The 21,254-nt window shown below is 42.7% G+C and carries 20 protein-coding genes; 7 read left to right on the forward strand and 13 right to left on the reverse strand.

Features of this window, described 5'->3' with window-relative positions; all coding sequences use genetic code 11:
• Positions 1-151: 151 nt before the first annotated feature.
• Complete coding sequence (locus ABUE30_RS03425) at positions 152-1,186, reverse strand: porin (RefSeq protein ID WP_408622261.1); 1,035 nt, start codon at positions 1,184-1,186, stop codon at positions 152-154.
• Positions 1,187-1,554: 368 nt separating this feature from the next.
• Here ABUE30_RS03425 and dinG point away from each other — a divergent pair, with 368 nt between their 5' ends.
• The 6 genes from dinG (at position 1,555) to ABUE30_RS03455 (ending at position 6,228) form a co-directional block, all read left to right on the forward strand.
• A complete protein-coding gene (dinG, locus tag ABUE30_RS03430; RefSeq protein WP_408622262.1) occupies positions 1,555-3,582 on the forward strand; it encodes an ATP-dependent DNA helicase DinG in 2,028 nt (675 codons plus the stop codon).
• The gene (locus ABUE30_RS03435) at positions 3,575-4,345 is read left to right on the forward strand and encodes a sulfite exporter TauE/SafE family protein (protein ID WP_408622263.1); all 771 of its coding nucleotides are present in this window, start codon (positions 3,575-3,577) and stop codon (positions 4,343-4,345) included. The genes dinG and ABUE30_RS03435 overlap by 8 nt, the downstream gene beginning before the upstream one ends.
• Positions 4,327-4,926 carry a primosomal replication protein PriC gene (gene priC / locus ABUE30_RS03440; protein ID WP_408622264.1) on the forward strand — a complete coding sequence of 200 codons (600 nt, stop codon included), beginning with the start codon at positions 4,327-4,329 and terminating at the stop codon, positions 4,924-4,926. The genes ABUE30_RS03435 and priC overlap by 19 nt, the downstream gene beginning before the upstream one ends.
• A 17-nt stretch (positions 4,927-4,943) precedes the next feature.
• The gene (locus ABUE30_RS03445; RefSeq protein ID WP_408622265.1) at positions 4,944-5,669 is read left to right on the forward strand and encodes a YccT family protein; all 726 of its coding nucleotides are present in this window, start codon (positions 4,944-4,946) and stop codon (positions 5,667-5,669) included.
• Positions 5,670-5,773: 104 nt separating this feature from the next.
• Positions 5,774-5,938, forward strand: coding sequence for a pleiotropic regulatory protein RsmS (rsmS, locus tag ABUE30_RS03450; RefSeq protein WP_408622266.1), 165 nt, complete (start codon positions 5,774-5,776; stop codon positions 5,936-5,938).
• A 98-nt stretch (positions 5,939-6,036) separates the two neighbouring features.
• Complete coding sequence (locus tag ABUE30_RS03455) at positions 6,037-6,228, forward strand: hypothetical protein (protein ID WP_408622267.1); 192 nt, start codon at positions 6,037-6,039, stop codon at positions 6,226-6,228.
• A gap of 86 nt (positions 6,229-6,314) precedes the next feature.
• Here the strand turns inward: ABUE30_RS03455 and sucD are convergent, their stop codons facing one another.
• The 8 genes from sucD to sdhC form a co-directional block, all read right to left on the reverse strand.
• On the reverse strand, positions 6,315-7,187 hold the full coding sequence (gene sucD, locus ABUE30_RS03460; protein WP_408622268.1) for a succinate--CoA ligase subunit alpha: 873 nt from the start codon (positions 7,185-7,187) through the stop codon (positions 6,315-6,317).
• Entirely contained in the window at positions 7,184-8,353 is a 1,170-nt protein-coding gene (gene sucC / locus ABUE30_RS03465) for an ADP-forming succinate--CoA ligase subunit beta (protein ID WP_408622269.1), read from the reverse strand. Before sucC ends, sucD begins: the two co-directional genes overlap by 4 nt.
• Positions 8,354-8,427: 74 nt before the next feature.
• Positions 8,428-9,642 (reverse strand): 2-oxoglutarate dehydrogenase complex dihydrolipoyllysine-residue succinyltransferase, encoded by a 1,215-nt coding sequence (gene odhB, locus ABUE30_RS03470; RefSeq protein WP_408622270.1) that lies wholly within the window; start codon positions 9,640-9,642, stop codon positions 8,428-8,430.
• 25 nt (positions 9,643-9,667) lie between these two features.
• The gene (gene sucA, locus ABUE30_RS03475; RefSeq protein WP_408622271.1) at positions 9,668-12,469 is read right to left on the reverse strand and encodes a 2-oxoglutarate dehydrogenase E1 component; all 2,802 of its coding nucleotides are present in this window, start codon (positions 12,467-12,469) and stop codon (positions 9,668-9,670) included.
• 105 nt (positions 12,470-12,574) lie between these two features.
• A complete protein-coding gene (locus ABUE30_RS03480; protein ID WP_408622272.1) occupies positions 12,575-13,294 on the reverse strand; it encodes a succinate dehydrogenase iron-sulfur subunit in 720 nt (239 codons plus the stop codon).
• Positions 13,295-13,311: 17 nt separating this feature from the next.
• Positions 13,312-15,081 (reverse strand): succinate dehydrogenase flavoprotein subunit, encoded by a 1,770-nt coding sequence (gene sdhA, locus ABUE30_RS03485; protein ID WP_408622273.1) that lies wholly within the window; start codon positions 15,079-15,081, stop codon positions 13,312-13,314.
• Between the two features lies 1 nt (position 15,082).
• Complete coding sequence (sdhD, locus tag ABUE30_RS03490) at positions 15,083-15,427, reverse strand: succinate dehydrogenase, hydrophobic membrane anchor protein (RefSeq protein WP_408622274.1); 345 nt, start codon at positions 15,425-15,427, stop codon at positions 15,083-15,085.
• Positions 15,421-15,798, reverse strand: coding sequence for a succinate dehydrogenase, cytochrome b556 subunit (sdhC, locus tag ABUE30_RS03495; RefSeq protein ID WP_408622275.1), 378 nt, complete (start codon positions 15,796-15,798; stop codon positions 15,421-15,423). The genes sdhD and sdhC overlap by 7 nt, the downstream gene beginning before the upstream one ends.
• A 392-nt stretch (positions 15,799-16,190) precedes the next feature.
• On the opposite strand from sdhC, the gene ABUE30_RS03500 reads away from it, so the two are divergent.
• Positions 16,191-17,477 carry a citrate synthase gene (locus ABUE30_RS03500; protein WP_408622276.1) on the forward strand — a complete coding sequence of 429 codons (1,287 nt, stop codon included), beginning with the start codon at positions 16,191-16,193 and terminating at the stop codon, positions 17,475-17,477.
• Between the two features lie 89 nt (positions 17,478-17,566).
• On the opposite strand, the gene kdsB is transcribed toward ABUE30_RS03500, so the two are convergent.
• The 4 genes from kdsB to msbA are packed head-to-tail and all read right to left on the reverse strand — an operon-like array spanning position 17,567 to position 21,224.
• Positions 17,567-18,319: a 3-deoxy-manno-octulosonate cytidylyltransferase gene (kdsB, locus tag ABUE30_RS03505; RefSeq protein ID WP_408622277.1), complete on the reverse strand. Its 753-nt coding sequence runs from the start codon at positions 18,317-18,319 to the stop codon at positions 17,567-17,569.
• Complete coding sequence (locus tag ABUE30_RS03510) at positions 18,316-18,504, reverse strand: Trm112 family protein (protein WP_408622278.1); 189 nt, start codon at positions 18,502-18,504, stop codon at positions 18,316-18,318. Before ABUE30_RS03510 ends, kdsB begins: the two co-directional genes overlap by 4 nt.
• On the reverse strand, positions 18,494-19,474 hold the full coding sequence (gene lpxK, locus ABUE30_RS03515; protein ID WP_408622279.1) for a tetraacyldisaccharide 4'-kinase: 981 nt from the start codon (positions 19,472-19,474) through the stop codon (positions 18,494-18,496). The genes ABUE30_RS03510 and lpxK overlap by 11 nt, the downstream gene beginning before the upstream one ends.
• On the reverse strand, positions 19,467-21,224 hold the full coding sequence (gene msbA, locus ABUE30_RS03520; protein WP_408622280.1) for a lipid A export permease/ATP-binding protein MsbA: 1,758 nt from the start codon (positions 21,222-21,224) through the stop codon (positions 19,467-19,469). Before msbA ends, lpxK begins: the two co-directional genes overlap by 8 nt.
• Positions 21,225-21,254: the final 30 nt, after the last annotated feature.

Consider the following 21,254-nt stretch of genomic DNA (forward strand, 5'->3'; position numbering starts at 1 on the left):
GGCAATAACAAAGTTAGCGCCGCAAAAGACGGCTACGCCAACAGATGAGCAGACTGAATAACACGAATAAATAGCCCATATAAAATATTTGTTACAAAAAACCAGCCCGAAGGCTGGTTTTACATCAACTTAGCTCAGATAAATCTGGGTCTTAGAAGTTGTATTGCAGGCCAGCATGGTATGCATTGCTGTTATCAATTTGGTCAGCAGTGTTGTTGGTCCATTGGACCATACCTTTCACGTTGCTGGTGAAGTGGTATTGCATACCCAATTTGAATGCTTTCGCATATTTTGAATCGTTACCAGTAGCATCGCTATCTTGTTTACCGTATGCATAACCAGTTAACAGAGAGATTTTGCCCATGTTATATTTAGCGGCAAACTCATAACCATTACGTTTAGCAGACTGATTGACACCGTCTTCTTTGTCATGAGTATACAATGCTGCAACATACAAGTTATCCATGGTGTAATCAACACCAAAACCGTAGTTGTTTTTATGCTCGTCACCCGCAAAGTTCTGACGCGCATATGCTGCACGAACGTTCAGACCTAAACCAGTGTCATACACAACGGCTAAGCTGTGTGCATTGCTTTGGTCGGTAAATGTACCCACACCACCATTAAAGGTGTCAATAGCTGCTGCGCCACTACCCTGTTGAGTATCGAACTGATATGAAGCTTGAACAGTTACAGGACCAAAAGCATTGGTATAAATTGCTTGGTTTGGATTGAAATTCTTACCATAAGTACCTACGTAAGATTCTTGACCATCCCAATCAAAAATATCGGTTACTTTAGTCAAAGAACTATAGAAAGGTGTATGGTCTTGGCCTAATTCTAGGCTACCAGCTTGACCATAATCTAAACCGACAAAAACTTCACGTGACATTAAATCATCATTGCCAGCAACATTAGAACTCAATTGATCACGTTGTGACTGCATGTCCCATGCTACATGAGCGAAAGCAGAAAGGCCTTCAGAAATTTGTGTGGTCCCTTTAACGCCAAAACGCGCACTAAAGTCAGAACGAGTTTGAGAATCGTGGTTACGATTTACAGAAAATTTACCACGACCAAAAACGTCCAACGTTTGTGAATCAGTTTTATAAACATTTGCAGCAGTTGCTGCGGCAGAGACTGCCAGCATAGCTGGAATAGTCAACGCTAAAATAGTTTTTTTCATTGTCCGGTGCCTTATAAACAATTAAACACATAATCCTTAATATTCGCAGTCTGACAGTGATATCATCTAACCTGTCGAGTAAAAGGTTAACATCGGTTATTTAATTTCGCAATGAAAAAATGAACTTTTTACAAATCCCGTAACCACAAGATTTTAAGGGGAAAACAAGAATTAGTTAGATGTCATAAATGTGACAATCGTCAAATTTTTGCAATAGAATTTCTATAATACATCAACTCTGGTTTTATCTAATAATAAATATATTATTTTATAAAATCTTGTAAGCGATTTTATAATCTCTAATACCTCTTTCGCTTTACTTTAAAAGAAAACTTATTATTGTATACTATCTGTTTGAAATAGCCTGAATGGACACCATGCTCAGCGCTAAACACAAACAGCTCATTCGAACCACTTATCAAACACTACGCCAGCAAAATCCAGACTTAGTGCCTCGTCGTGCGCAAACTGCCTTGATTGCTAAAATCGCCCAAAATATCGCTGGAGAGCTTAATCGTCATCACCGGCTATTATTGGCTGAATCAGGTACAGGAACAGGTAAATCACTGGCTTACTTATTGGCGGCCATTCCTCTGACACTACAATTAAATAAAAAGTTAATTATCAGTACAGCAACAGTGGCCTTACAACGCCAGTTGATAGCACATGAGCTACCGAAAGTGCATCAAGCCATGGGCGGGAGTTTTCAGTTTAATCTAGCCAAAGGACGCCAGCGTTATTGTTGTCAACATAAACTCAAACGACTCTCGCTGAATCCACAAAACCAAAAAGATGTTCCTTTAGTTGCGAGTCTTTGGCAGGCGCTAAAAAATAGTCAGTGGCAGGGTGATCGTGATAGTTGGCCAAATACAATTCCAGACGCCATTTGGCAGGCTATTCAAAGTGATGGATTTAGTTGTAGCAGTGCAATAGCTCGTCACCGTCATTGCCCTTTTAGCAAGGCTCGTCAGGCGTTGCAAAAAGCACAGGTAATCGTGACTAATCATAGTTTACTGATTGCTGACTTAGAAAAAGGTGGCGGTGTTATACTCCCTGATCCAGAAGATTGTATCTACATATTAGACGAAGCTCATTTAATCCCAGAAATTACCCGTCAAGCTAGCTTATGTCAGGTTGGTTTATCACACACCTCTGAACAATTAAAAAATATTCGAACATTTATTCAACAAGTCGATAAAAAAATCACCACCGGGACATTTATTCAAACTCGCTTACAGCTGCTTGATACAACGGCCGAACTACAAAAACTCATCAATCGACTCAGCGATTTTCAAGCGCTCAATCCAAACGCTTTTAAAGAAGGGATTTGGCGTTTTACGCCTGGAAAACTGCCACAGCAACTGGTCAATTTAGCGCATAATTATCAAGGGGATTGTCAACGATTACAGCGTGCACTAGAGCAACTAGCCGAGCAACTACAAGATGCCGCCAATGACAGTGTGCTGCGTGAAGCCATCGCTGAAAGCTGGCTCGCCCAACTTGGCCCATTTCAATTAATGGCTGAGAATTTGCTAAATACACTTTATCACTGTCAACGCGAATCCAGTCAGACACCTTATGCATATTGGTTTGAACAAACGCAACATGACATTTTGTTATCAACGTCACCTTTAGAAGTGGGAGGAAAGCTACAAGCTATTCTTTGGGATCAGGCTTTTTCGGTTACAGCTTTATCTGCAACGTTATCGGCCTTAGGGCGTTTTGACTATTTTATTCATCAAGCAGGTCTATTACACAAGCTAACCGATGAACAGCAACTATTTAATCCGTCACCTTTTAATTACGCTCAAGTCACTCTAAAACTAACTCGCCACTTCCCCGAACCCGGCGATGAGCATTATATAAAATCCCTCACAAAGTACCTTAAACAATGTTATCAGGCCAATCAAGCAACGGTCGTTCTATGCACCTCTTATCAACTTGTTGAGCAGCTCTGTGATGACTTAAGTGACATTCCTCGTTTGCTTGGTCAAGGACGTTTATCCAATCAGCAACTTCTAACTCGCTATAAGGTGCTTATCGACGAACATCAATCAGCCTTACTTATCGCAACAACGGGTTTTGGTGAGGGGATCGATCTGCCCGGTCATTATCTAACGCATTTAGTGATTCCTCGCTTACCGTTTGCTGTCCCAACTGATCCGGTTACTCAAAGTTATGCTGAATTACTTGAGCTCAAAGGCTTAAATCCATTTTTACAACTCACACTCCCCTTAGCGAGTCGAAAACTGATCCAATGTTGTGGCCGACTGATGAGAAAAGAGAGCGATTCAGGTATTATCTCGATCCTTGATTCGAGAATCGTGACAAGGCGTTATGGAAAGCAACTCATTGATGCTCTTCCACCTTATCATATTGAATATATAAATGATTGAATTATCTATAAATATTCTACCAATTATCATTATCACGGGGTTAATCGCAGGATTTATTGATGCAATTGCTGGTGGGGGTGGATTATTGACAATCCCAGCTTTGTTAGGGATAGGTTTACCCCCTCATTTAGCGCTTGGAACGAATAAACTGGCAGCAAGTTTTGGCTCGAGTACCGCAGCAATTACGTTTTATCGCAAACAATTATTTAAACCAACGCTCTGGTGGCGCTCATTTGTCGCCACTGCAGTTGGTGCGGTATGCGGCGCCTTTATTGTTGATTGGGTTAGTAAGGCATGGCTTGATAAACTGCTCCCAGCCATCATTATAGGCAGCGCGCTATATACGATAGTAAGTCAACGCAGCACGCATCGACTATACAAAGATGACGCCTTCATTCAATGCCATCCGTGTAAGCAAATCACTCAAGGGCTTGCGCTTGGGGTCTACGATGGTTTTGCAGGCCCTGGGATAGGGGCGTTTTGGTTAGTATCATCGATGGCTCTTTATCGGCTGAGCATGTTGTTGTGCGCAGGATTAGCAAAGGCGATGAATTTTACCAGCAATTTTGTATCTTTGCTCACTTTCATCTATCTTGGTCACGTGAATTGGCTCATTGGTTTAACGCTTGGCATTAGTATCATGATCGGTGCCTTTTTTGGCGCCCATTCAGCCATTCGCTTTGGGGAAGGATTTATTCGACCTATCTTTATTACTGTTGTCATTATTTTAGCAGGTAAATTAGCATGGCAAGCTGGGTTCTAGCAGATATCAACAAATTGGAGCAGCAATTGCGGCTTCTCCATCAACAAGCTCAGGAGAAAGACAGCCAAGGCATTTATCACGCCTACCAAGTATTAGGGCGAAAAGATGAGCGATTTCATTGTATGAGTGATCAATTTGTTGACTATGCAGATGAACTGTCAGCTGATTTAGTCCGGTTACAACAACTGCAAAAAAAGACCCAAGATATTGAACTTCTTAAACATTATTGCGATCAACTCTGTGGTAAGTTTGTCATGTTGCAAACTACATTGCAAAAGTTACGTCCTAAAGAATTGACTACCTATAAAAAGGTAGAAGCATGGCAAGAACAATTAAAAAAAGCCGCAAATTCAGGTCATCTCTCTGAACTTTATGCTAAATTAGAGCAACAAAAAGTATTTGAAGAACGTTTAACTACGCAGATTGAGCAGCAGATCCGTCAGCTCAACAAATCTCAAAGTATTGAACAAAGCGCTCAATTACAACAAAATATCTTAGATTTAAAACAACGACATGGACGCTGCCAGCGTGCTACTTGGCAGATCGAACAATTAATCAGTCAGAAACAATCGCGCTATTAGGAGTCATACGCATGCGCTTGAATAAAAAAACACTACTATTAGGTTCTCTTGTATTGGGGGCTACCTCGCTGCCTACGATGGCAGCGACCTTCCAAGTTCCAACGTCATTTCAGATCATGTATGTTGACTTACATGATGCCCAAAAATTTGGTGATGATTTTAAAGTCAACATAAAACCAGGTAAACACCAGTTTGTAGTGCGTTACAAACAGATCGTCAGTCACGGCGATAATGATGATATGTTCTCTTCACAGCCCATTATCATTGACATGGATGTTAGCAAAGATGAAGCGATTCAGCTTCAGGCTCCGATGTTGACTGATAAAAGTAAAGCAAACATCTATTCACAACACCCCACTTTCTCAATAGTTAACGAGAACGGACAGAAATTGACCTACAAGCAGCAGACCCTTCCACTGCAACCGGGCTTTCAGTTGGGTGTCGATTACGTCAAACAGATCAAAGCCCTAGAAAATGGTAGCCCGTCAAATTCTGGTGATGACATGGAAGGACCCGCTGCGGCTGAAATAAAAGCAGTAGACAAAACAACCGCATTCTCTATGCTAAAATTTTGGTATAACAAATCTGACGAAACCACTCGAAAAGATATCCGAATTTGGATGATTGACCACTCATATCAAGCTAAAACATCAGCTACTACACCTTATCAAATGCTAAAATTTTGGTTTAATAAAGCAAATAAGGCACAGAAAAAAGCCTTCCAAGTGTGGTTATTGCAGTAAAAATAACAACTTAAGAGCTCTGTAAAGTTCTTTGATCTCACCCCTCTGCATTCTACCGCTCGATTGTGTTATAATTGAGCGGTAGGTTTCAAATAGCAAATTTTATGTCTCTCGAAAACGCGCCCCCAGAAATACAGCTTGCCGTTGATTTGATCCAGTTGTTGGAAGAGCATCAAGTTGATCCTGAGTTAGTTTTGCTGGCATTGGACATCGTTAAGTCCGACTATCAAAAGAAACTTGCAAATCGAACAAAAATCGACCAGATTTAAATAACCAGAAACTAATTTCCCCACTCTATCAATTGAAGTCGGAATTAGGTATACCCATCTAAGAGCCAAGTACTTATTGGAAACGAGGTCAAAAAATTATGAATACGTCCGCGCATCAGAGTAAGGAGAATCAACCTACCCCTAGAGCACCATTATCAGTCGTTAGTAATGATGCCCCTTATGCGACCATCAGTGAACTTGCTGAAATTTATGATATTGAAACAAACATTGTTCAACAACGGCTAGGTGCTCACTGGTCGCTGGAAAAAGCGCTGACCACTCACAATTAGATTTTTTCGGTTTGCTTAAATAAAAGAGCCCACTTGAATCAGTGGGCTTTTCAATCTAAGCGAGCAACATAATTGATCTTAGCTAACTACCAACCTGTTATTTCTCGCAATGCTTGACCAATATCTGCCAAACTACGAACAGTTTTAACGCCAGCATCCTCTAACGCCGCAAATTTCTCAGCTGCAGTCCCCTTGCCACCGGCAATAATGGCCCCAGCATGCCCCATGCGTTTACCTGCAGGTGCAGTCACACCCGCGATATATGAAACCACTGGCTTAGTCACATATTCCTTGATAAATGCAGCGGCTTCTTCTTCAGCGGAGCCACCAATTTCACCGATCATGACGATGGCTTCAGTTTTAGGATCATCTTGATAGAGTTTCAAAATGTCGATAAAACTTGAGCCAGGAATAGGGTCACCACCAATACCGACGCAACTGGATTGACCGAACCCTTCATCAGTTGTTTGTTTAACGGCTTCATAGGTTAACGTCCCTGAGCGCGAAACGATCCCAACTTTTCCAGGCAAGTGAATATGACCAGGCATAATCCCAATTTTACACTCACCAGGAGTGATAACTCCAGGACAGTTCGGACCAATCATCCTTACGCCAGTCTGCTCAAGTTTTTGTTTAACAATAAGCATATCTAAAGTTGGGATCCCTTCAGTAATGCAAACAATGAGTTCAACCCCAGCATCAATCGCTTCAAGAATGGCATCTTTACAAAAAGGAGCCGGCACATAAATAACTGAAGCTGTTGCACCCGTTTTTTCAACTGCATCACGAACAGTATTAAATACCGGTAAACCTAAATGGCTAGTGCCGCCTTTACCAGGCGACACGCCACCAACCAATTGTGTTCCATACTCAAGCGCTTGTTCTGAGTGAAAGGTCCCCTGACCACCGGTAAATCCCTGACAAATAACTTTAGTGTTCTTATCAATCAGAATGCTCATTGGTTTCCTCCTGCCGCTTTAACGACTTGTTCAGCAGCATCGGTTAAGCTAGTTGCAGCGATAATATTCAGTCCAGACTCAGCCAGTTTTTGAGTACCTAACGGGGCATTATTGCCTTCTAAACGAACAACCACAGGCACATGCACGCCAACTTCTTCAACGGCACCAATAATCCCTTCCGCAATGAGATCACAGCGTACAATACCACCAAAAATATTCACCAAGACTGCTTGAACGTGACTATCTGAAAGAATAATTTTGAATGCTTCAACCACTCGTTCTTTAGTTGCACCGCCACCAACATCTAAAAAGTTAGCAGGTTCACCGCCGTGTAATTTAATAATATCCATGGTTCCCATAGCCAATCCAGCACCATTGACCATACAACCAATATTGCCCTCTAGGGCAACATAGTTTAGCTCCCATTGAGCGGCCCGTGCTTCACGCTCATCTTCTTGTGAAGTATCTTGCATATCACGCAATTTAGGCTGGCGATACAATGCATTGCTATCAACGTTGATTTTGCCATCCAAGCACAATAAGTCACCTTTTTGGGTAATGATCAACGGATTGATCTCAATCAGAGCCAAATCATATTGATTAAATAGTGTGGCTAATCCCATAAACAGTTTTACAAACTGTTTTTGCTGCGTTGCATTAAGATTCAATTTAAACGCAAGCTCTCGGGCTTGATAAGGCTGAGGACCCGTTAGTGGATCAATGGCAGTGGTATGAATTAACTCGGGTGTTTTTGCTGCAACTGTTTCAATTTCTACCCCACCTTCAGTGGAGGCCATAAAAACAACCCGCTGACTCGCCCGATCGACTACCGCACCCAGATAAAGTTCCGATTCAATATCACTCGCTTGTTCGACCAGAATTTTATGAACAGGTTGTCCCTTTTCATCAGTCTGGTATGTGACCAGGTTTTTCCCTAACCAATGCTGTGCAAATTCACGGATTTCATCTTTACTGGACGTCACTTTTACCCCGCCAGCTTTACCTCGTCCACCGGCGTGAACTTGGCATTTAACCACCCACTTATCGCCGGGAAGCGAGTCAACATGTGCGGCTGCATCTTGTGGAGTTTCGGCAACATACCCATCAGGAACAGGCAGACCAAACTCGCGAAACAGCTGTTTTGCTTGATATTCATGAAGATTCATGGTGTTTGTTTCCGTTATTATGTTCTATTTCAGAAGAAGAGAAAATCGACGTATTAATACGTCGATTCAATAGATTATACATCCAGCAATAAACGAGCTGGGTCCTCGAGTAATTCTTTAATAGTAACGAGGAAGCTGACTGACTCACGGCCATCAACTTGACGATGATCATAAGAAAGAGCAAGGTACATCATTGGCAATATCTCTACCTTGCCATCAATAGCCATAGGCCGATCTTGAATTTTATGCATACCCAAAATCGCGCTTTGCGGCGGATTAATAATTGGTGTAGACATTAATGAACCGAACACACCACCATTAGTGATCGTAAAGTTCCCGCCAATCATCTCTTCGACCGTTAACTTGCCATCCCGCCCTTTGATTGCCAATTCTTTAATTTTTTTCTCAATATCGGCAAGGCCTAATGAATCGCAATCATGCAACACAGGGGTCACCAAACCTCGTGGTGTGGACACCGCAATGCTAACATCAAAATAGTTATGATAAACAATATCATCACCATCGAGTGAAGCATTCACATCAGGGAAACGTTTTAGCGCCTCAACCACTGCTTTCACGTAAAACGACATGAAGCCCAATCGAATACCGTGACGTTCTTCAAAGCGGTCTCGATAGATTTTACGTAAATCCATAATAGGTTTCATATTGACTTCGTTGAAGGTCGTCAACATCGCAGTGGTATTTTTAGCCTCCAATAAACGCTCTGCCACACGTCGGCGTAAACGTGTCATTGGAACTCGTTTTTCAGAACGCCCCTGATTGACAACTGGATCACTTGAAACGCTATCTGGCGTTTTATTCGTTGATTTAGCAGCTACTTTGATATGCGCTTCAATATCTTCTTTAGTAATACGACTATTTTTACCCGAACCTTTCACCTGTTCAGGTTTAAGGCCATTTTCGGCTAGCAAGCGACGAATCGCAGGCCCAACTGCATCTTCACTATTCTTATGCTGGTCAGCGCTATCAACAGCTGCTTTATTGTCTTCTTTAGCCGAGTCATTCTTTTTGGTTTCTTCACCAACAACGACATCTGTTCTGAGCACACCAATGACTTGCTGCGCGTTTACTGTTGCCCCTTCATCAAAGATAATGCTATCAAGCACACCACTCTCTAAAGCAGGGACTTCTAAAACCACTTTATCGGTTTCAATATCAACGATTACCTCATCCCGTTCAACAGCATCTCCTGGTTTTTTATGCCAAGTTGCGATAGTTGCATCGGCGACCGATTCGGGTAGGTCAGGTACCTTGATTTCGATGGTCATTTAATAATTTCCTATATCAATTCGATTACTTAATAGTTAATGCATCTTGAACGAGTGCTCGTTGTTGCTCTAAATGCAGTGACATATAACCAACAGCAGGCGATGCTGAGGCTTCACGCCCAGCGTAACGAAGTTTTGCATTGTCTGGTATGGCAGCAAAAAAATGATGCTGACTACAGTACCAAGCCCCTTGGTTTTGAGGTTCTTCTTGGCACCAAACAAACTGTTTAACGTGTTGATATTTCTCTAGTAATTGAGAAATATCTTCATAAGGGAATGGGTAGAGTTGCTCAATACGAATAATAGCAACATTCGTTTGCTCTGCTTTACGGCGCGCGTCCAACAGGTCGTAGTAAACCTTACCTGCACACATGACAATTTGTTCAACCTGCTCAGGAATTAGTTCATCAATTTCATCGAGCACATTATAAAACCTCCCAGAAGCCAACTCGTCAAGCGATGAAACAGCCGTTGGATGACGAAGGAGCGATTTAGGTGACATTACAATTAATGGTCGTCGAATTTTACGAATATGTTGCCGGCGTAACATGTGATAAACCTGAGCAGGTGTTGAAGGCACACAGACCTGCATGTTTTGTTCAGCACACAGTTGTAAAAAACGTTCTAAACGAGCGGATGAATGCTCTGGCCCCTGCCCTTCATAACCGTGCGGAAGTAACATCACTAACCCGCACATCCTGCCCCATTTTTGTTCACCAGAGGATAAAAATTGGTCAATCACAACTTGGGCGCCGTTAGCAAAATCACCAAACTGAGCTTCCCACAACACCAGTGATTCAGGTTCAGCTGTCGAATAACCATATTCAAAAGCTAACACCGCTTCTTCTGATAGGACCGAATCATATAAATAAAATGGTCCTTGCTGATCACTTAAATTTTTTAGTGGAAAATAAGTAGAGCCATCATCTTGATTATGCAGCACCGCATGGCGATGGAAAAATGTCCCTCGCCCTGTATCTTGACCTGTTAAACGAACTCCGGCTCCACTATCAAGCAGTGTGGCATAAGCTAAATTTTCAGCGAACCCCCAATCAGCGGGTTTTTCGCCTTTAGCCATTAACGCACGGTCTTCATAGACTTTACGAACACGTGGATGCAATTTATGACTGTCGGGATAAATCGATATTTTTTCTGCCAACTCTTTTACTTTGTCTATATCTAGCCGAGTATCGTATTCAATATCCCAAGAATGGTTAAGATAAGGTTTCCAGTTAACTGAATGACCCGTCATCGGGCGCCATTCCTCTACAACGCACTCACCACGATCAAGTTGATCGCGATATCCATTACTGAGCGAATTAACCTCGGAATCTTCTAAAATATTCTCGCTAGTCAGTTGATTAGCATAAACTTTCCGAGGGGTTGGGTGTTTTTTGATCTTTTGATACATCAACGGTTGCGTTGCATTCGGCTCATCCGCTTCGTTATGCCCATGACGGCGATAACAGACTAACTCAACGACTACATCCCGCTTAAAGGTGTTACGAAAATCAAGAGCTAATTGTCCAACAAATGCAACCGCTTGTGGGTCATCGCCGTTTACATGGAAAATAGGCGCCTGCACCATTTTGGCAATATCAGTACAATATTGGGTAGAGCGAGAATCTCGAGGGTTCGATGTTGTAAAACCGATTTGGTTGTTGATTACGATACGAACTGTCCCGCCTACACTATAGCCGCGGGTTTGTGACATATTGAATGTTTCTTGGACAACCCCTTGTCCGGCAATCGCAGCATCACCATGGATTGTAATCGGTAAACAACTATCACCACGACGGTCTTGACGAGCTCTCACTGAACCAATCACAACGGGATTAACGATCTCTAAATGCGAGGGGTTAAACGCTAAAGAAAGGTGGACATTACCGCCAGGGGTTGCAAAATCAGAACTAAACCCTTGGTGATATTTTACGTCCCCAGTTCCCCAAGCACTATCGTGACGCCCTGCAAATTCATCAAATAGTTCAGCCGACGTCTTACCAAGAACATTTACCAACACATTTAAACGACCACGGTGAGCCATTCCTATCACAACTTCCTTAAGGCCAGCACTACCACTTGAACGAACGAGTTCCTTAAGTAAAACAATTAAACTATCGCCACCTTCAAGTGAAAACCGTTTTGCCCCAGGAAACTTAGCCCCTAAGTATTTCTCAAGGCCCTCAGCGGCGGTAAGGCTTTTAAGTAAACGAATTTGATCATCTTTAGAATAATTGCCACACCCTTCCACTGACTCCAAGTGCGCTTGGATCCAACGCTTTTCTTCAGTATCAGTGATATGCATATACTCAGCACCAATGGAGCCACAATACGTTTTTTGCAATGACCGATATAGTTCATCTAGCGGCATGGTCTCGCGGCCAATTGCATATGAACCGACATTAAATGCTTGGTTAAAGTCACTATCTTCTAAATTATGAAAGGCAGGATCTAAATCAGGAACTCGAGGCTGTTTCCATAGTTCAAGAGGATCTAACTTGGCATGTTGGTGCCCACGAAAACGGAACGCATTAATTAATTGAAGAACTTTTACTTGCTTAGAGCCTGTTTGAGGGTCTTGTGCAGAAGAACTTATTCGAGAATTATTATCTCGTGCCAATCGGAGGAAATATTCCTTCAGTGGAGAAAGCGGCACGTCATCTGGAATATTCGACCGGTGAGGGAGTGCGTTAAATACCGCAACCCAATCATCCGGTACAGATTCAGGGTCTTCAAGAAAGGCTTCATAGAGTTCTTCAACATAAGCAATATTGGCGCCATATAGATGTGAAGAATCGAGCCAATCTTTCATTATGCCATTTTGCATCAATTATTTCCCTTGTACTCATCTCTTTATTCAGGTCAAATCAATTCCCCATAAAATAGCCTTTAAAAAGCTAAAGGCTGTTTAGGGATTGGTCACACATTAGGACTATACGGCTTCTTTTAATAGCATTGACTTAATTTTACCAATTGCCTTGGTTGGATTAAGTCCTTTAGGGCAGACACTGACACAGTTCATAATACTATGACAACGAAAAACACTAAATGCATCATCTAATTCAGAAAGGCGCTCTTTGGATGCATTATCGCGACTATCTGCTAGCCAACGATAAGAAGCCAAAAGTCCAGCCGGTCCAACAAATTTATCAGGGTTCCACCAAAAAGATGGACACGCAGTCGAACAGCAAGCGCAAAGAATACACTCATACATGCCGTCAAGTTCAGCACGTTGTTCGGGTGATTGTAAATGTTCACGAGCAGGTGGCGGTGTTGAATCATTTTGATGAATTAAATATGGCTTAATTCGCTCATAGTTTTCATAGAATTGACTCATATCAATAATCAAATCTCGAACCACAGGCAAACCAGGCAAAGGTCGAATGACCACCTCTCCTTTTCCTAATAAATCAGACAATGGCGTGATACAGGCTAATCCATTTTTACCGTTTAAATTCATACCATCTGAGCCACACACACCTTCACGGCATGAACGACGAAATGCAAGTGTTGGGTCTTGCTCTTTCAGTTTTAACAGTGCATCAAGCACCATCATATCCGACCCTTCTGGAATATCGAGCAGATAATCCTTCATATACGGTTTGTTATCTGTCGCAGGATTGTAGCGATAGATGGAAAATTTCACATTCATTAATAGCCACTCCTCAATTAATAAGTTCTGATTTTCGGTGGGAAGGCTTCTCGTAAATGAGGTGCCATATTGACAGCTCGGCGTTGCATTTGCTCAGATTCAGGGTTATAGAGAGAATGACATAACCAATTTTGATCGTCACGATCTGGGAAATCCTCACGGCTATGCGCCCCTCGACTCTCAGTACGGAAATTTGCCGCACTTGCGGTCGCCAACGCTGTTGCCATCAAATTATCGAGTTCTAAACACTCGACACGTTGCGTATTAAAATCTCGAGACTTATCATCAAGACGGGCATTTTGTAGCCGCTCACGAATTGTTTTAAGCTCTGCCAGCCCTTCCGCCATCACACTACCTTCACGGAATACAGAAAAGTGCATTTGCATACAGTGTTGCAATTCATGGCGTAATTTTGCCGGATCTTCACCATCTTTAGATGAGTTTTCCCAGCGATTATAGCGGTGCATTGCACTTTCAATATCTGACTCTGAAGCCTCTTGCGATAATTGTGTCTCAGCTAAATAGGTTTTTAAGAAACGTCCTGCTGAACGGCCAAATACAATCAGATCAAGTAATGAATTACCACCTAAGCGATTCGCACCATGAACAGACACACACGCGATCTCACCGACGGCAAACAACCCATTGACTATTTTATCATTTCCTTGGGCATCTTGACAAAGGGCTTGTCCATGAATTGTCGTTGGAATTCCCCCCATTTGGTAGTGGCATGTTGGAATAACAGGGATCGGCTCTTTTACCGGATCGATGTGTGCGAAGGTACGAGACAACTCGCAAATCCCCGGTAAACGAGACTCAAGGACTTCTTCACCCAGGTGATCCAATTTTAATTTAAGGTGTGTTCCCCACGGACCTTCACAACCACGACCTTCAAGAATTTCTGTCATCATCGAACGGGCGACAACATCACGGCTAGCCAAATCTTTAGCATTTGGTGCATAACGTTCCATAAAACGCTCACCATCTTTATTCAGTAAGTAGCCGCCTTCACCTCGACACCCTTCTGTTACTAAGACGCCAGCACCAGCAATACCAGTTGGATGAAATTGCCACATTTCCATATCTTGAACAGGCACATTAGCACGCAAAGCCATACCAATTCCATCGCCAGTATTGATATGCGCGTTAGTTGTCGACGCAAAGATACGCCCTGCACCGCCTGTCGCCAATACTGTTGCCCTAGCTTTAAAATAAACTAGTTCACCCGTTTCAATACTAATTGCCGTGACGCCAACCACATCGTTTTGGCTGTTTTTAACCAGATCGAGCGCATACCACTCAGAAAAAACAGTGGTTTTGTTTTTGATATTTTGCTGATATAGAGTATGTAGCAATGCATGCCCAGTTCTATCAGCTGCGGCTGCAGTACGCGATGCTTGCTCCCCTCCAAAATCTCTCGACTGTCCGCCAAAAGGACGTTGATAAATTTTACCATTTGGCAATCGTGAAAAAGGCAACCCCATATGTTCAAGCTCAATGACTGCTTCAGGGCCGGCATTACACATAAACTCAATCGCGTCTTGGTCACCGATATAATCGGAGCCTTTGACGGTATCGTACATATGCCACTGCCAATTGTCTGGATGGGTGTTTCCGAGGGCAACTGTAATACCGCCTTGAGCAGATACAGTGTGAGAACGGGTTGGAAATACTTTAGAAATCAATGCGCAGGAATTACCTTGTTGAGAAATCTGCAACGCTGCACGCATACCAGCACCGCCAGCACCAATAACTACTGCATCAAATTCACGAATCGTTAAAGTCACTCTATACACTCCATAAAATCACAATGCCCGCCGCTACATAAAACAAAGCGACCACATTAAGCACCCATTGACAAGCGAGACGTAGTGCCGTGTGATGAACATAATCACTTAATACTTGCCAAAGTCCGATCCAAGCATGGATCAACATGGCAACAAGAGCCATCAAGGTAAAGGCCTTTGTCGAAACTTCACTAAAAAAGCTATGCCATAACTCATAGGTGACATCATTAAATGCGACAAAACTGACTAGATAGATGACATAAAGAGCAAGAATAGCCGCTGACGCACGCACTAATATATAGTCATGAGTTCCACTTCGCCCCACTGTTGCAGCATTATTTACCATACAAGTATCCCCATCAGTACAGCAATAACTGCCACGACAATAAAGCCGCCTCGAGCACTCGCTGAACCGCTTTGTAATTCTTCCCAGTAGCCAAAGTCCATTACTACATGCCGTATTCCGAACACAATGTGATAAGCTAAGACGCTTAAGATAATCCACATAACCAGTTTTACAGGCAGCGAGTCAAGCCAACCCATCACCACAGCAAAACCATCTGCTGAATGCAATGATTTGGAAAGCAGACTTAACAGTACAGCCAATGCAAAAAAAGTAATAACGCCGGAAACACGATGAAGAATCGATGCGATAGCCGCTATAGGGAAGCGAATCGTTTGTATATCTAAATTTACAGGTCTGGATTTATTATTCACAATATTTACCCACTTACATCCATGAGTTTACGCTGGATTAGTAACCTAATTGAGATTACATAGTTATAAATATGTTAAAAATTATTTTTACTTAGTCAATGCTTGTTTTGGAAGCATTGCGACACATTAATACCTTTCCAAATCACTAAGTTGTAGTCATAACTACTGAGCCAGTATAGTGAGGCGGTACTTCAAATACAATTAACAATTGTGCAAAGTATTCTTTTTTTAAAATATGAGGCATAGTTCACATTTCTCTATTTAACAAATAGTATATACAAGTGTAACAATTCCCATTCTTCTCAGTAGTTTGACAACCCTTCTGATCGGGGTAATACTGAATTCACATTTAACCATATAAATTACAAATTATAGAGCAAGGGAGACGTGCTATGGCTGATAATGTAGCCACATTACATTTGCCCGGACAGGAGCCTATTGAGCTTCCGATTATGTCTGGGACAGCCGGACATGATGTAATCGATGTTCGGCAGCTAGGCTCAAAAGGCTACTTCACCTTTGATCCCGGTTTTTTATCAACCGCATCATGCGAGTCACAAATAACCTTCATTGATGGAGACAAAGGGCTATTATTACACCGCGGTTATCCGATTGAGCAACTCGCAGAGCAATCAGAATACCTTGAGGTATGTTATTTATTGCTATTTGGAGAGCGCCCCACTGAAGAACAGTATAGTCAATTTAAACTAATCGTGACTCGTCATACGATGCTTCACGAACAGTTAATCCATTTTTTCCAAGGTTTTCGCCGAGATTCTCATCCAATGGCCATCATGGTTGGTGTTGTTGGTGCATTATCTGCTTTTTATCATGATTCTCTGGATGTCACTAATGAACGACATCGTGAGATCGCCGCCTATCGATTACTCTCAAAAATGCCAACTCTGGCAGCAATGAGTTACAAATATTCGATTGGCCAACCGTTTGTGTATCCAAGAAATGATCTTAGTTATGCCGGTAATTTCCTAAACATGATGTTCTCTGTTCCCACCGAAGACTATGTCCCCAATCCAGTTGTTGAAAAAGCGATGGACCGTATTTTTATCCTCCATGCTGATCATGAACAAAATGCCTCGACTTCAACGGTTCGATTAGCAGGCTCATCTGCATCAAACCCATTTGCCTGTATTGCTGCAGGGATTGCCTGCCTTTGGGGGCCAGCGCATGGTGGTGCTAACGAAGCTTGCCTCGCTATGCTAGAAGAAATAGGTTCCGTTGATCGCATACCAGAATTTATTGAGCGAGCGAAGGATAAAGATGACCCATTCCGTTTGATGGGTTTTGGACATCGCGTCTACAAAAATTATGATCCTCGTGCTAAAGTCATGCGGGAAACCTGTCATGATGTATTAGAAGAGTTAAAAATTGATGATCCGCTCTTAGATGTGGCGATGGCACTCGAACACATTGCATTGACCGATGAATATTTTATCGAGAAGAAACTCTACCCTAATGTTGATTTCTATTCAGGGATTGTTATGCGCGCAATCGGCATACCAACCACTATGTTTACCGTAATGTTTGCGCTAGCTCGCACTGTCGGCTGGATTGCTCATTGGATAGAAATGTTGCAAACACCAGGTCAACGAATTGGTCGACCGCGGCAACTTTACACAGGGGAAAGCATGCGAGATTTTCCGAAAAAACCTCGTGAATAGTATTTCATTACTAGATAAAAAGGCCGCGAAGGTCTTTTTATCTATATAGTCACGTTCTACCATCAAATTTAGCTAATTTTATGATAAATCTAGCTGTTAGTACATTGACTGGTAATGATTTGACGCACTTTGATCAGATCTTCTGGCGTATCAACCCCAACAAGAGGCTCAACCAGAGCTTTCGTTATCTTTATAGAAAAACCATGCCAAAGGACTCGTAGCTGCTCAAGTTTTTCAATCAGCTCGAGCGGCGATGGCGGTAATGCTACATATTGGCGAATAAAGCCAGCACGATAGGCGTAAATTCCAATATGACGCATATAGCTTTCTAGCGGCCAGATCTGCTCACGCGAATATGGAATTGCGGCACGGCTAAAATACAATGCCCGTTCTCGGCTATCACAAACAACTTTGACTACATTGGGATCTTGAAGCGTTTCGATATCGGATATATGAGCGCCTAAGGTCGCCATGGGCATTTGTGCATCAGCGCTTAATAGTTTGGCAACCTGATCGACAATGATTGGTGGAATTAGCGGTTCATCACCTTGAATATTAACAATAATTTCTTGATCATCCAGCTGTAACTTAGTGACTACTTCAGCGAGTCGCTCAGTCCCTGATTCATGACTTGTCTGCGTTAAGCAAACCTCGCCTTGAAATTGCCTAACACAATCAACAATCCGCTGATCGTCAGTTGCTACGACCACGCGATTTGCGCCACATAGACACGCTTGCTCGTATACACGTTGAATCATCGGTTTACCAGCAATGTCAATTAAAGGTTTACCTGGCAATCTGGTTGACGCATACCGAGCCGGAATAACAATGGTGTAATTCATTTAGGCAACTCATCACAGGTTAACTCCCGCGCCTTGTCTTCTAATAACACCGGGATCCCTTGGTCAATCGCATAAGCTAACCTATCAAACTTACAAATCAACTCATTATTGTTTTTGTCAAAATACAGTTTTCCCTTACAAATAGGACAAGCGACAATTTCCAACAGATTATGATCAAGCGACATACACACGCTCCAGTTGTTGTAAGATAGAAGAATAAAATGCATCAGGCAACTGCGCCGATACAGGTAGATAATACCACTTAGGGCCGGCTTGATGACTATATTTCAAGGCATCTTTCTCAGTCATAAGTACAATTTGGTCATGATATTTTTGAATTTGCTCATGAGTGAGTCGTCCGTGATCACCAATCTCTATACATTCATCAATCCCAATGCCCATCTGCCGTAGTGTTTGATAAAAACGAGGCGGATGACCAATACCAGCCAACGCCACACCATGGCTAGGCATGCTTACTGATTCGACTAACTGACCGGAACCAACATAGCGCCAATCATCAGGTGTTAGCGCCATCACATCCGCATCGTAGTGATCAATAGGGCCACCATTAGCAACTATTCGATCGACGCTCATTAAACGAGAAAGTGGCTCTCGCAGCGGCCCTGCCGGCAAGCAAAAACAATTACCAAATTGACGCTCGGCATCCACCACACAGATTTCGATATCACGAGCCAATTGATAATGTTGCATGCCATCATCAGCAATAATAACATCGCACTCTGGATAACCTTTTTGGACAAATTCAACGGCTTGCGGCCGACGCCGACAGATGACCACGGGGCAACCTGTACGACGCCGAATTAACAGAGGTTCATCGCCGCAAAGTGATGTATCCATATCGTCGTTCACCGCCAACGGTCCAACCGCTTGTCCTCCATACCCTCGGCTGATCACAGCGGGTGTATAGCCTTGCGTTCTTAAATAGTGGCAAAGCGCGAGTACAACAGGTGTTTTGCCATTGCCACCAATACCAATATTTCCGACAATAATAACGGGTAGTGTACTGCGGTAACTGCGCTGTGGATGCTGTTGATATTGACGGTACCGATACCGAACAATCACACTGAACAACCAACTGAGCGGCCAAAGCAACCATGTTAGCGGTCCTTTTCGATACCATATGGTGTTAAGCACTTTCACCGCCAAACTGCAGTTGGTAGAGCTGATAATAAGCACCTTGTTTGTCGATAAGCTGTTGATGTGTTCCGCGCTCGAGTAAATGCCCCTCATCGATAACGAGAATTTCATCAGCATTTTCAATGGTCGACAAACGGTGAGCAATGACAATTGCAGTACGGTCTTGGCAGACCCGTTCAATTGCTTCTTGAATTTTACGCTCGGATGCCGTATCTAGTGCAGAGGTTGCTTCATCCAAAATTAAAATTGGAGCGTCACGTAATAATGCACGAGCAATGGCAACCCGCTGACGTTGTCCACCAGAGAGCATGACTCCACGCTCGCCAATGACCGTATCAAGACCTTCAGGTAGCTGGTTAGAAAATTCCAAGACATTCGCCATATTCGCGGCCCGATCAATTGCCTCACGCGCAACATCGACCTGTGGATAAGCAATGTTTTCAGCGATTGTGCCCGAAAATAAATGCACATTTTGCGAAACCATCGAAAACTGGCGGCGTAATGAAGCAATGGTGTAATCACGCACGCTATGGCCATCGATTCGAATCACTCCCTCTTGAATATCATAGAATCGCGGGAGCAAACTCGCTATTGTGGTCTTACCACTGCCTGAGCGCCCAACCAAGGCAATAGTTTTGCCCGGTTCAACCTGAAAACTAATATCTTTTAATACTGGCTCAAGTTTGGTTGGATAGCTGAAGGTAACATGATCAAGCGTAATTTTCCCCGAAACACGTTCAACTTCCATCGACCCCGTGTCTTCTTCACTTGGTTCATCTAATACACCAAAAATACTAGTACACGCGGCCATGCCCCGTTGAAAATTGGTATTCAGTTGGGTAAGTTGTTTAATCGGTTGTTGAAGCATCATCATTGAAGTTACAATTACGGTAAAAGTCCCAGCTGTCAATTGATGCATAATTTGCGGAAAAGAAGCAAGATAGAGTACAACAGCCAACCCAGAAGCCGCAACCGATTGCACAATTGGATTAGATATCGCTGAGGTTGCCGACATTTTCATCTGCTGGCGGCGAATCTGATTACTGACTTCATCAAAGCGCAGGGACTCTTTGTCTTGGCCATTAAACGCCAATACTTCCCGATGACCATTAAGCATCTGCTCTGAAACTGCAGTTACAGAGCCCATCGCATCTTGCAAATTTTTACTGATCCGACGAAAGCGTCGACTGACGATTCGAATAGCAATAGCGACCACGGGGCCTATCAGTATAAAGATAACGGATAACTGCCAGCTATTATAAAACATCATACATAACAGACCGATCACCAATCCACCCTGCTTAATCATGGTCACCAATGTTTTAGTTGCAGCCTCGGCAATCTGGTTTGTATCGTAAGTGATTTTAGAGAGCAGTGTTCCAATCGAATTGCGATCAAAAAATGAAACTGGCATATTCATCAGATGATCAAAAATCTCGCGCTGCATTCTCATCACGACATGAGTTCCTACCCAAGACATGCAATAGGATGAAACAAAGTTAAATGTCCCTCGACAAAGAACGATACCAATCACAAAAAAAGGCATGATTTTTAAGATAGATGGATTTTTACCACTCAATCCTTCATCAATCAGAGGCTTGATTGAATAAATAAAAGAAACATCAACAATTGCGTAGCCAATCATACCGATGATGGCGGCTACCAGTCCTGCCTTTCGTTCTGAAACATAACTGAGTAGCCGGATAAAGTTTGATTTATTAGCTGGTTCTTCTTTCTCGTGTTCCATAGAATTATCAACTTAGAAAAATGACGGCCA

Origin of the sequence: Celerinatantimonas yamalensis (assembly GCF_046054155.1) — a bacterium.
Taxonomy (GTDB): domain Bacteria; phylum Pseudomonadota; class Gammaproteobacteria; order Enterobacterales; family Celerinatantimonadaceae; genus Celerinatantimonas; species Celerinatantimonas yamalensis.